The sequence below is a fragment of the Desulfosporosinus sp. genome, assembly GCF_014237355.1.
In the GTDB taxonomy this organism is placed as follows: Bacteria; Bacillota; Desulfitobacteriia; order Desulfitobacteriales; family Desulfitobacteriaceae; genus Desulfosporosinus.
On sequence record NZ_JABZFS010000080.1, the window covers coordinates 179,492 to 191,129 of the forward strand.

The following is an 11,638-nucleotide window of genomic DNA, read 5'->3' on the forward strand; positions in this document are numbered from 1 at the left end:
TCAGAATGTTCTATACCATTATGTTCATATTTCCGCTGAATTGCAAGCCTTTTAATTTATGACCAAGTCGAAGTTCCGATTGCTGTGACTTTAATTTTGCATTCAATAAAAAGAGGATGATCCGGAGAATAATTGATCTCAGCGTTAATATCTTCACGTTTAACAATAAGCTCATAGTGCTGGGCTCCAGTTTTTTCTGCTTCCCGTGAAGCATGCTTCCGGGCTTCATTCTCGGCATAATCGACCGCTTCCTCAAATTCATCTAAATGTTTGTGTCCCTTTAGCGAATAAACGACAAACCCGCCAAAGTTTGAATCCGGTCGAATCATCGTCTCAACGTTTACAACAATTTTTCCAACTGCGGCTCCTACCGCATTTGCTACTTCAGCATGTTCTGGAACAAGTAATGGTGTATTTAAAAGCTTAGCGACTTGGGGTAACCAAGCATGGGCCGGTGCACCAATTCCGATGATAGGCATACCCGCATTAAGTCGACAATGAAGCAAACCATTCTCTTGTGGATGAAGGGCCTTATTTAAATAATACATAACCTGTTCATTGCTCAGAGGATTGCTGCTGTTGCCTTCATACATTTGGAAGCTTTGGATTATGGTAAAACAAAGATTATCAATTATCCTTTCAGAGGCTGCATTCAAAAAATCTTCTAAGGATTTCCCCATTTTTTGAGCTAAAAGCTCGCATCCCAGCTTTGCAACTTGATCATTCCAAGCTGTATAAGTCCCACGTACATGAAGGATGTCTGTAGGTGTTAGAGTAACACGGGCAATCAGCCCGAGATTTATTAGTTTCTGAAGGTAGGACTCTGAGCTGAAGAGAATAGGGTCTACTTCCATTTTTTCGGCTAAATAGTAAAAAGTATGGGGTCCCGATCCCAGTAAATCAAGCAATTTAATTTCTGAAGGTAACAGCGTTTCACGATTTTGACGGGGAAAGGCCACAAAGCAATCAACAGACTGAATAACTGAAGTGTTTACTATCTTTGAGGCATATTGAAGAAGCTCCTTCTCGATAGAAGGATATTGGGAAGCCACATAGCAAAGAGGAAAAGCACGCCGAGGTCCCACAAGGAGCTTCCGGTCTTTAGTCATCTGAATCTGACTATCCCCGCCAAGTCCATAGGTATTTATTTCAGCGGAATGGACACGAGTAAACCACCCGCCTACTACCGCCCCCTCTTGGGTTAAACGAGGAATACCTTCCTCGACGAGGGCGATATCGGTCGTTGTTCCCCCTATGTCAACGATTAAAGCATTATCCGTGGGGGTAAGATATGTACCTCCAATAATACTTGAAGCAGGACCAGATAGAATTGTTTCGATGGGTTTCTCACGAGCGACTTGTTCACTCATTAAACTGCCATCGCCTTTAACAATCATTACAGGAGCATTTATCTCTTGTTCGGCAAGAACCTTTTTAACGGATTGAATAAGTTCTGCAATGACTGGGAGAAGTCTAGCATTTAGTACTGCGGTCACAGTACGCTCATATAAACCTAGAGTTGTGGTCAATTCATGGGCACACACAACAGGTATATGAAGCACTTCTTGAACAAGATCCCGAACCTGAAGTTCATGTTCAGGGTTACGTATACTGAGGTATCCGGAAACCGCAACGGCTTCAACCTTACCCTTAAAAGAGACAAGCTGCCCCCGCAGTAAGTCCAGGTCCAAATCTTCCATGGGCCATCCTTTTATATCATGTCCGCCAGGAGTCAGGATGACGTGCTCAGTTGGCAGAATTCCGTTGGGTTTACGACCAACCTGGATTAATCCAACTTCACACCCGCGGCCTTCAACAATTGTATTCGTCGCAAGGGTTGTTGAAAGGGAGACCATAGACAATGTATTAAAGGTTGTTGCGCCTAGACTATCAAGACAGTTGCGAATTCCAATTGTTAAGTCTTCAAGTGTTGTAAGAGCTTTTGATTTTGCAATTATTTCCTTTGAAGCCGGATCGATAATCACTCCATCGGTATACGTTCCACCAGTATCTATCCCTAAAATCCACCCCAATTTAATCCCTCCAATTAAAGAAAACTTACTGATACTTTGCTTTAAGCTCCGGATCATACGGTGATTTTCGCCCAGGGCATTTTTCCCGTGGACATAGTTGGCAATTTTCAAAGGTTCCTTCCTTCGGAAAACGAATTCCGGAAATGGATTTCACAGGCAGCAAAAGAAAACTTTCTGTAAGTTCCACACCGATTTGTTCTTTAACCTGACCGAGCAATTGGAAAAGGGGTTTTTGCTCTGTTATCGGCCAATCAGGCAACGAACCGGGGTTCATATTCGAAGCAGAAGTTAATCCGAATTCCTCATCAAGGATGGTTTTGAAATTTTCCGAAGCCGATTCAAGTATTATTTCTTGGATTGTATCTGCACAAAAGTTTTCAAACATATCTGTAATTCCCTTTCCCCATGCTTCTAATTCCACACCACTAGTTACCACAAAGGGAAAAACCCGATGAATATTTTCCAGGTTAACACTTAAAATACGGCTTTTGAACTTGATTCCATCGATAATAACGTTATGTTCATCACTTGAATCCACATAGGCATGCTTATAAATCACCTTGGGTTTAGCAATATTTCTTGCTTCTTCTGCTAATTCTAATATTCGACTTCGATATGAATGCCCTTCCTTCAATCGAAGCATTCTTAGCAATTGTTCCTCTGAGAGTTCAAAAGGAAGGTGAAGAATTATTGGTTCCATTTCATATTGCCCCTTTCCACTTAGGATATTAGATATCTCGTTAACCATTCTACTCATTACATTCTTAGAAATTAAAATTTCTTCAACTTTGTCCTGGTCCGCAAAAGATTGTATTGTGAAATAAACACAGGCGATAGCATAAAGGATATATTGGATTTCGGCTTAACTTCTTTAATATTCTGTAAACGTTCGTTAAAACCCTGTTTACTGTTATAATATTTTGGATCTACCCCCATCGTAGATCTAAAAGATATACCAATAGTGCCTGGCAAATAGTCTGTATCCACGTTACAAATTCCTATAGATTTTTCAATAATTTCTTACAGCCGAAAAATAACTGCACCCCAATTGCAGGACATTACTGACAATTGGAAGTACAGTTGTTTGAGTCATGAAGAAATATCTAAAATGTTGTGCTATGAAAAAAATACAAATCTCAGAAGGAAAGTTAAAAGGTTTGAGTCCGATACAATATCGAACTCAAACCCAACAAGCAGCCTAGCGAAATAACCTCATCTAATCTTTAGGAGTCATTACAAATAAGTTCCAATCTATACGGCCTTCTTGATTAGTATTTTTCAGGAAGTTCTGAGAAGTATCCTTGTGGATGTGCACAAGCTGGACATTCTCCGGGCGCTTCAGGGCCTTCATGTATATAGCCACAGTTTGTACATTTCCATACAGTCGGCTTATCTTTACTAAAAATTGTTCCATTTTCAAGTTCATCGGCGTAATGATCAAAACGAGTCATATGGTGCTTTTCAATTTCGGCAATTGTTTGAAAAGCCTTAGCGATATCGGGGAATCCTTCCTTCCCTGCAGTAGCGGCGAACTCTGAGTAGATTTCTGCCCATTCTTCTCTTTCTCCAGCTGCAGCAGCCCTTAAATTCGTCAGAGTATCTTTATATACTAACGGATAATCCGCATCAACATGTAGGGTGTTTGTTTCTTCCTTAGTATGAGCAACAAGAAGCTTATAAAACACTTTGGCATGTTCCTTTTCATTATCGGCTGTTTCCTCAAAAACAGCTTGAATATGTTGATACCCTTCTTTCTTAGCCACACTAGCACAAAAAACATAACGATTGCGCGCCTGTGACTCGCCTGCAAAGGCATCGCTTAGATTTTTGAATGATTCGGTTTCAGAGAATTTCATGCTTCACACCCCTTTTTTAAATAGTTTCTCATATTGGTAACTATTTATGCTTAAACTATCATCCACCTGCCGAAAGAAATTTTAAGCGAAAAGCCCAGACAAATTTATCCCCATCCTCCTCGTTAACTCGAAAGGTCAATTGAGTCGCCGGAATTTGAATTTTCCCTAAGGAACAATACCAAGTATCACTCAAATTAACTTCCCAATTCGGGCCAAGAAACCTACCCTTCCCCTTCAGTTCCCCCCCTATCGAGAGGAAATACTCTTCTAAGTCACGACGTGGCATGCCTCTCATCTCTAAAGAATATTCTTTGATCCCCATAATCCACTCTCCACATTAGTGTTCTTTTTTCATTCCATCAAAGACGTGTCTAATTGCCGCAATCGGATGTGTATAAATCATCCTGGGGCCTGAATAACGCATTATTTTTTGGATTCGTTTACGCATTTCTGGTTTATAACAATGTACAGTACATTTAGCGCAGGTCGGTTTGCTTTCTCCAAATTTGCAATGAGCCAGACGAGTCATAGCATACTCTAATAATTCTTGACATCCTGAACATAGTTTAGTATCAGGGTTATGATGAGCTTTACAATATAACTCAATCATCATCTGAACAGTTGCTTTTTCACGATCTAATCGTTTTGACAATTTTTCGTCCCAACTCCATTTCGCTAATATACAAGTTTTACGGTAAGTATGAACTTAGTTAATCGGGGAACTATAGTTGTGAAACTCTTAAAGGGGGCAAAAGACAAGTGGCAAAAAAAACCAACGACAAGTCTCGTAAACCGGATAACACTGAGAAAATTCCTTTTCCTCATGACTCTGATAAAATTGGCAAAGATGTATCAAAAGACCGGGTGTAAACCCGGCATTTTTTATTTTGTATATGTTATCTTCAGCTATTGTTTGAAAAGGTTCAAAAACTCCTGGGGTATAGCCGTCTCATAACGAACTTCTTCTCCAGTAATAGGATGTTTGAAAGCTAAGACTCGAGCATGAAGTCCTAGTCTTGCAATAGGCTGCTTAATCGCTCCATACTTCTTATCCCCAATGACACTATGCCCAATATCTTTCATGTGAACGCGAATTTGGTTCTTTCGGCCTGTTTCTAGCTTTACTTCCAATAGAGAATAATGTTTATTTTTCTTAAGAACCCTATAGTGAGTTATCGCTTTTTGACCGTCATTAGGAGTACGACTGGAATACATGATAAACGCTTTACTCTCTGTAAGCCAAGAAGTGATGGTTCCTTCCTCTTTTGTCACTGGGTCTTCAACAACCACAATATAAGTTCTCTCTAAAACAGCTTCTTTCCAGGCCTTTTGCAACATTTGCTGTACCTTCTCACTTTTTGCAAACATCATTACTCCAGAAGTCTCTCGATCAAGACGATGCAAGACAAAAATCTTATTTCTTGGATCTCTTTTCTTTACATGCTCACTTAAGATACTATAAGCGGTTAGTTCCTTCTCCGTTTCAGTTGCTATGGAAAGTAATCCTGCCTGTTTTTCAATAATTATAATATGGGGATCTTCCCATACAATAGTTAGGCCTTGAGGCTGTTGTTCTATCACTACTTTAGTCCAATTTACAACGACCTTTTGACCTTTTAAGAGAGGATGATTAAATTGGGAGATGACTTCATTGTCAACGGAAATCTGATGATGAGCCAAAAGAGATTTAATGTCTTTACGACTTTTAGTCGGAAGCTCAGCGATTAAAAACTTCATTAGTTCAGCCGGTTCCTTCACTTCTAGACAAGTTTGCTTCTCATTTCCTGTCTTAAGTTTCAACTCATTATTCGGTTTATGCATAATGCTACCCCTATCGTTTTTTTGTATACGTCCTGTGCAAGTCTCGGTAATCTATGTATCCTTACATACAACCCTCTACTCGTCATTATTCCACAGTGTCAAGTTAATTACTACCTCAGTTATCATAATAATGCGTAGTGGTACGTTAAAAAAGTCCTCTCAAAGTAGAAACCAATTCTACCTTGGGAGGACTCTTAGTGTCAAACAAGTGAAGGTTAGCAAATCGATTACTTATACTGGTTTGCTAATCTTTTCTTAAGATTTTCAGCTATACCTGCTGGGTCAATGGGATTTCTAGCAATCCCACTTTCGATAGCAGCTCTGGCAGTTGCAGCAGCTACAGCCGGGGCAACTTCAGGATTCAATGTACTTGGTATAATGAAACTAGCATTTAGTTCTTCAGGAGAGACACAATCAGCGATTGCTTGTGCTGCTGCAATTTTCATGGCATCGTTGATATCCGTTGCTCGAACGTCAATAGCACCTCGGAACATTCCTGGGAAGGCTAAAACGTTGTTAATTTGATTAATTACATCAGATCGGCCTGTAGAAATAACTGCTGCTCCTGCTTCAATAGCTCTTTCTATTGGCCAAATCTCAGGAATTGGGTTAGCCTGACAGAAGACAATGGGATCCTTTGCCATTGATTTAATCATATCTTCGGTAAGAACATCTGCTGCGGATACACCAATAAACACGTCAGCTCCTACGAGTGCGCCGGCAAGGTCACCGCTGAACTTATCTGGGTTCGTTGCTGCAGCAATTTGTTCCTTCCAGGGATTCATACCTACGGTACGACCTTCGTAAATGGCGCCTTTAGTATCGCACATAATTACGTTTTTGAGACCAACGCTCATCAAAAGTTTAATAATGGCAATTCCTGCTGCCCCTGCCCCATTTGCGACAACTTTAACATCTTCAATTTTCTTGCCAACAACTTTAAGTGAATTATAGAGTCCAGCTAAGGTAACAACAGCTGTTCCATGCTGGTCATCATGGAAAATAGGTCCTTTGAAAATCCCACGAGCCTTGAGGCCTTCCTCAATTTGGAAACACTCAGGTGCTTTAATATCTTCTAAATTTACACCTCCGAAGGTAGGTGCGGTCAATTCGACGATCTCAATAATTTTGTCAACATCTTTGGTATTGACACAGATTGGGAAGGCGTCTACATCTCCAAAAGCTTTGAAGAGAAGTGCTTTTCCTTCCATAACTGGCATAGAAGCTGCTGCTCCTAGATCACCAAGTCCAAGAATAGCTGTTCCGTTAGAGACGATGCTCACAAAATTTGCATGGTTAGTATAAATATCAAGATTTTCGATGTCTTTGCCGATCTCTTTTACTGGTTCTGCAACCCCAGGGGAATAAGCGAGGGTTAGATCATCTCTGTCTTTAGCAGGACAGGTCACCCTAACTTCGAGTTTGCCTGGTTTCACGGCATGAAATGCCAAGGCTTCTTCGCGAAGATTCTTAATTCGGCTCACGTACATCTTCTCCTTTAACCCTTTATTATTCACCCATAATTATTGAAAAGAAAGTTAAGTAATAAATTGTTTGGTCACCTCGTGGAGAGGTAACCAAACAATTATTAATGTACCTTACCTAGTGTCTTACTTAGCGTTTTTGGCGTCAATCTCAGCTTGAGCTGCCAAAATGTCTTTAGCATTCAAGTATACAGGGGTATCAACCATTTTACCATTATAGGAAACGGAAGCTTTACCTTTTGCAATACCTTCTTCTTCGAAGACTTTAACAACTCCGGTAGCCCACTCAACATCAGCAGGATCTGGGGAGTACATGCGATTGGAAGGCTCGATTTGTCCTGGGTGAATAATCATGCGGCCTTCATAACCCATTTGACGTCCTTCTGCAACGTTTCTTTCAAAGGCTTCGATATTTTTGAAGTCAACGAAAGGTGCATCGATTGCAACAATTCTTGCTGCACGGCAAGCAACTGCCACGTGAGCGCGACCATATTGTTGCTCAACACCTTCGTTGGTGAGCTTTACACGCATATCACGGCAATAGTCAACTGCTCCGAAGATTGCATTAACGTTACGTGGGCTAGCTAGGCAGCACTCAGCAGCGTTAATGATACCTTTAGCGGTTTCAAGAAGCATGGAAATTTTAATTGAGCCTACTTCTAAGCCACGACGACGCTCAAGCTCTTCAAGTTTCCAATCTAAGCGTTTTACATCATCTGCGCAGCCGGTTTTAGCTAAAGTTACCCCATGAAGTCCTTCATGAACAATAGCTTCTAAATCGTCATTGGTTAATTCAGTTTCCCAGTTATTGATACGTACATATACCTGAGCGCCACCTTGTGCAGCATATTTTAAGTTTTCAGCAACAATTTTACGAGCTGCTTCTTTCTCCGCTGGTGGAACGGAATCCTCAAGATCCAAAGTAACGATATCAGCTGGGAATTCAGGAGCCTTAGCCACCATTTTAGGATTATTTCCTGGAATATACATAACAGATCTCATAATTGTCATGATTTTTTACCCCCTAATAATTTTAAATTTTATCCTAGGCCCGGCCTAGAGAAACTATACTTCATGTCGATTAATCTTTGATTTTCTCTTTTAAAATAACTGGAATATCGGTTGGAGTTTCAGCAACAAACCCTCCGGCCTTGGTAACCGCTTCCATTTTACTCTTGGCTGATCCACGACCACGCTCTACAATATTAGAGGCATGGGAGAATCTCATACCCGCAGGAGCCCATGCACCTGCAACGTAAATGACAAATGGCTTTGTGAATTGACCTGCTGCGATAACTTCAGCACATTCCTCTTCTTGCGTACCACCGATTTCCGCATAAACGGCTACACCCTTTGTTTCCGGATCAGCCTCGAATAAAGGTAGTAAATCGGCCATTGATGTTCCCAGGACTGGTTCTGTTCCCGTATGAATGACAGTACTAACCCCAAATCCGCCTTCTCTAAGCAACCAAGGAATCGTTCCCGACTGCCCGCCACTGCGAGAGAACACCCCAATATTACCTTTTTGGAAAAACTTATTGGCCCATTCTTTATTTCCACCAAGCCAACCTACGACGGCTTCGCCTGGTGTAATAATTCCGATTGAACCGGGTCCTAGAAGTCTTGAGCCTTTAGATTTAGCATAGGCTATCATTTCCATAATGTCATGAATCGGAGTTCCCTCGACGCAAGGAATAATATTCTTAACTCCTGCATCGACTGCTTCATAAACAGCTGTTTTTAAGACTTTGCCTGGTACAAAGATAACACTAAAGTCAATTTCCCCTTGCTCGCGAGCAATTTCTTTAACGGTGTTAAAGACCGGAATACCATGAACCTCTTCTCCGGCTTTTCCCGGACTGGTTCCACCAATTACTTTAGTACCGTATTCTTTCATGTATTTTGTCCGAACAGATCCTTCCCGACCCGTTATCCCTTGGACGATAACCTTGGTACTCTTATTGATCAAAATGCCCATTTTTATCCCTCATTTAACATTTTGCTTCGTTCTACCTAGACGACCTACTTTAGTTACTCTACTACTATTGCCTCTTTAAAAGGTACTCATCCAAACCTTTAACAGGTATCTCGATGGTTATCGCATTGTTACCTTTGGTCTTACAAGCGAGTTCACATGCTAAACATTCCGTTCCGAGACGCAAAACTTCTTCAGTATCGCGATGTGCAACAGAAGCTCTACCTTGGTCATCAATCCCAAGTAAACCTCTGGCAAACTTTTTGCACGCGTCGGCACATGCTTTTGTCTCGCATGTATCACACTTGCTGGTATCGATTTTGACAGTTAGAGTTTTTTCTGCGAATTCCAGCACAAGTTTCCCCTACTTTCCTTGAGATTCTTTCTCGGCTCTATAGTCTTTACTAAGAGCTAAGAGTCTTTGTCCAATGAATTTTGTATCAGTCACATACTCTTTACCATAAATTTCGATTCTCTTGCCTGGGCCGTCAGAGCTCATAAGGTCTGCAAGACCCGTTCTTAGAATCTCCAGCGATTCATCTTCCCTGTTGCCACAGAGTAGCAGTACACAGGGCAATCCAGGTTTCTGAGTCGGAAGGATTTCTCTTAACACCTTGACGATGGCATGGGCATGATGCCACTGTTCCTGGTTTGCCATCATGAACCCGCCAAGCAGATAACCGTCAATATTTGGCTGTGAAAGGACACTCTTTGCTACCCTATAAATCTTTGAACCAACTGGATTACCACTGGTGTCAGCATAGTTTGCCGGCTTAAGGCCAACTTGATTCAAAGCGTCTAACCCCATCATTGCTGAACCGCCGCCGATAGGATGGTAGCCTATATAACCTGGGCTTACTTCGTCATACCCCATATTCATGAGGAAGCCTGTACCACGGGCATCGGTCTCTTCAATACTCCAGCCAATAAGGTCTAACTCTGTTGGAGCACCGGGTAAATCCCGAGCAATTGAGATGCCAAATTCCGGATGACGTCCTACCGAACTGTTGTCAATTTCCATTTTGCAATCTGCACATACTAAGTTGCCACTCCCCGTCATAATGAAGGGATTGATCTCCAGAGTTTGACAATCAAGTTTCTTGTACGCCTGCGAAAGCTTAGCTAAAAAACTTGCAAATTTACTCAAATCTTGAGCAGGAATTCCAGCTCGTGCACAGAGATCAACGGCATCGTAAATTTGTAGACCATTGATTGGATCGATGTTAACTTTCAAGAGTAATTCCTCGGGAACACTTTCAATGTCCATTCCACCCTCAGTGCTGAACATCAGCATAGGTGAACGTGCTTCTCTTGCACCATTAATAACGAAAGAACAGTAGTACTCTTTTTTAATATCAAGCTTTTCCTCGACAAGAACTTGTTCAATAGGATTCCCGCCGATGTTTTTGGAAAAAATTTCTGCTGCGGCCTCTGCAGCTTCCTCAGGAGTATTAACTAATTTAACAATTCCAGCTTTACCTCGGCCTCCGGCTTGAACCTGTCCCTTTACGGCAACAGCCTTACCAATCTCCTCAGCAATCTTTCTGGCTTCTTCTGGAGTTGAGGCTACACGTCCTTGTGGCACTGGTAGTCCTGATTTTCTAAGCCACTCTTTTCCCTGGAATTCTAGGAATTTTGCCATACGTTATCACTTCCATAATGAAATTTTCTTGCAACATTCGGTCGCCTAAAAAGATCAGCTATTTTACTAGAAACATACCCTTAGTACTTTTAGTACAAACAGTTAAAGGTTGTGTCCCTCCCTTCCACTCTGCATTTTCAAAAAGATTTGCGGAGTTAGCAAAGACTGCTTATGGCATCGTAGTAATAATAACTTGGTATTGGAAAATCGAGATTCTACAAGCACTGTTTCACTATATAAAACTCAGTTTCATTTTCCCTTAGGACCATTATCTATCTTATTTGCTATTTAGTCAACCGCTTAGCGAGTATTTTTTTCAAATTAAGTATTTTTTATTTATCTTAGTTTAAAAGGTTCTAAGCTCATCACTGAAGATATGCAAGCCAGGATTATCCAAGCTTAACTGTCTCCACTGGTACCGGACCAGCAATACCAATAAAGACGAAACGATCTGTACCTGTATTACGCATTCCATGGGTTTGACCCGCTTTAGCTAAAATAGCCATACCCTTTTTTATCTCTACTTCTTGATCATCCCCTGCAAAATAAAGACCTGACTCACCCTCTAAGCAAATCCAAACATCATCAGCATTAGGATGTTGATGGAGGAATACTTCTTGGCCTGGTTCTAAACACCACATGGCTCCTAAGGTCTTATCTGACTGATAAACCATTACTTTTTGAGGAGCATTCAAATCAAACTGGGTCAATTCTTCAAGCTTAAAAACTCTTTCTTTCATTCGTCTACCTCCCATTAAACTATAGTTTTAAACCAAAATTAAAAATTTACTATTAAGAATATTTCGACAATTTTAGGTGATTTATTC

12 protein-coding genes are annotated in these 11,638 nt (G+C 41.0%); all 12 read right to left on the minus strand.

The features are described from left to right. Window positions 1-56 precede the first annotated feature (56 nt). Complete coding sequence (locus tag HGJ98_RS20265) at window positions 57-2,033, minus strand: hydantoinase/oxoprolinase family protein (RefSeq protein ID WP_291353516.1); 1,977 nt, start codon at window positions 2,031-2,033, stop codon at window positions 57-59. A gap of 25 nt (window positions 2,034-2,058) precedes the next feature. Next, the gene (locus tag HGJ98_RS20270; RefSeq protein WP_291353517.1) at window positions 2,059-2,733 is read right to left on the minus strand and encodes a vitamin B12 dependent-methionine synthase activation domain-containing protein; all 675 of its coding nucleotides are present in this window, start codon (window positions 2,731-2,733) and stop codon (window positions 2,059-2,061) included. A gap of 568 nt (window positions 2,734-3,301) precedes the next feature. Beyond that, window positions 3,302-3,889 carry a rubrerythrin gene (gene rbr, locus HGJ98_RS20275; protein WP_291353518.1) on the minus strand — a complete coding sequence of 196 codons (588 nt, stop codon included), beginning with the start codon at window positions 3,887-3,889 and terminating at the stop codon, window positions 3,302-3,304. Window positions 3,890-3,947: 58 nt separating this feature from the next. Then, window positions 3,948-4,211 (minus strand): hypothetical protein, encoded by a 264-nt coding sequence (locus HGJ98_RS20280; protein WP_291353519.1) that lies wholly within the window; start codon window positions 4,209-4,211, stop codon window positions 3,948-3,950. Between the two features lie 15 nt (window positions 4,212-4,226). Then, window positions 4,227-4,541 carry a nitrous oxide-stimulated promoter family protein gene (locus tag HGJ98_RS20285; protein WP_291353520.1) on the minus strand — a complete coding sequence of 105 codons (315 nt, stop codon included), beginning with the start codon at window positions 4,539-4,541 and terminating at the stop codon, window positions 4,227-4,229. Window positions 4,542-4,795: 254 nt separating this feature from the next. Further along, window positions 4,796-5,710, minus strand: coding sequence for an RluA family pseudouridine synthase (locus tag HGJ98_RS20290; protein WP_291353521.1), 915 nt, complete (start codon window positions 5,708-5,710; stop codon window positions 4,796-4,798). A 227-nt stretch (window positions 5,711-5,937) separates the two neighbouring features. Beyond that, on the minus strand, window positions 5,938-7,194 hold the full coding sequence (locus HGJ98_RS20295) for a malic enzyme-like NAD(P)-binding protein (protein ID WP_291353522.1): 1,257 nt from the start codon (window positions 7,192-7,194) through the stop codon (window positions 5,938-5,940). Window positions 7,195-7,320: 126 nt separating this feature from the next. Continuing rightward, window positions 7,321-8,205, minus strand: a complete 885-nt coding sequence (locus tag HGJ98_RS20300; RefSeq protein WP_291353523.1) for a CoA ester lyase — start codon at window positions 8,203-8,205, stop codon at window positions 7,321-7,323. Window positions 8,206-8,275: 70 nt separating this feature from the next. Continuing rightward, window positions 8,276-9,172 carry a CoA-binding protein gene (locus HGJ98_RS20305; protein ID WP_291353524.1) on the minus strand — a complete coding sequence of 299 codons (897 nt, stop codon included), beginning with the start codon at window positions 9,170-9,172 and terminating at the stop codon, window positions 8,276-8,278. A 64-nt stretch (window positions 9,173-9,236) separates the two neighbouring features. After that, a complete protein-coding gene (locus tag HGJ98_RS20310; RefSeq protein ID WP_291353525.1) occupies window positions 9,237-9,524 on the minus strand; it encodes a hypothetical protein in 288 nt (95 codons plus the stop codon). A 9-nt stretch (window positions 9,525-9,533) separates the two neighbouring features. Continuing rightward, a complete protein-coding gene (locus tag HGJ98_RS20315) occupies window positions 9,534-10,811 on the minus strand; it encodes an ATP-grasp domain-containing protein (RefSeq protein ID WP_291353526.1) in 1,278 nt (425 codons plus the stop codon). A 389-nt stretch (window positions 10,812-11,200) separates the two neighbouring features. Further along, the gene (locus tag HGJ98_RS20320) at window positions 11,201-11,551 is read right to left on the minus strand and encodes a cupin domain-containing protein (protein ID WP_291353527.1); all 351 of its coding nucleotides are present in this window, start codon (window positions 11,549-11,551) and stop codon (window positions 11,201-11,203) included. Between the last annotated feature and the right edge of the window lie 87 nt (window positions 11,552-11,638).

Coding starts and splice junctions, on each gene's coding strand:
- HGJ98_RS20280 (WP_291353519.1), bottom strand. CDS start 4,211: ATGGGGATCAAAGAATATTCTTTAGAGATGAGAGGCATGCCACGTCGT.
- HGJ98_RS20300 (WP_291353523.1), bottom strand. CDS start 8,205: ATGACAATTATGAGATCTGTTATGTATATTCCAGGAAATAATCCTAAA.
- HGJ98_RS20270 (WP_291353517.1), bottom strand. CDS start 2,733: ATGGAACCAATAATTCTTCACCTTCCTTTTGAACTCTCAGAGGAACAA.
- HGJ98_RS20305 (WP_291353524.1), bottom strand. CDS start 9,172: ATGGGCATTTTGATCAATAAGAGTACCAAGGTTATCGTCCAAGGGATA.
- rbr (WP_291353518.1), bottom strand. CDS start 3,889: ATGAAATTCTCTGAAACCGAATCATTCAAAAATCTAAGCGATGCCTTT.
- HGJ98_RS20320 (WP_291353527.1), bottom strand. CDS start 11,551: ATGAAAGAAAGAGTTTTTAAGCTTGAAGAATTGACCCAGTTTGATTTG.
- HGJ98_RS20290 (WP_291353521.1), bottom strand. CDS start 5,710: ATGCATAAACCGAATAATGAGTTGAAACTTAAGACAGGAAATGAGAAG.
- HGJ98_RS20315 (WP_291353526.1), bottom strand. CDS start 10,811: ATGGCAAAATTCCTAGAATTCCAGGGAAAAGAGTGGCTTAGAAAATCA.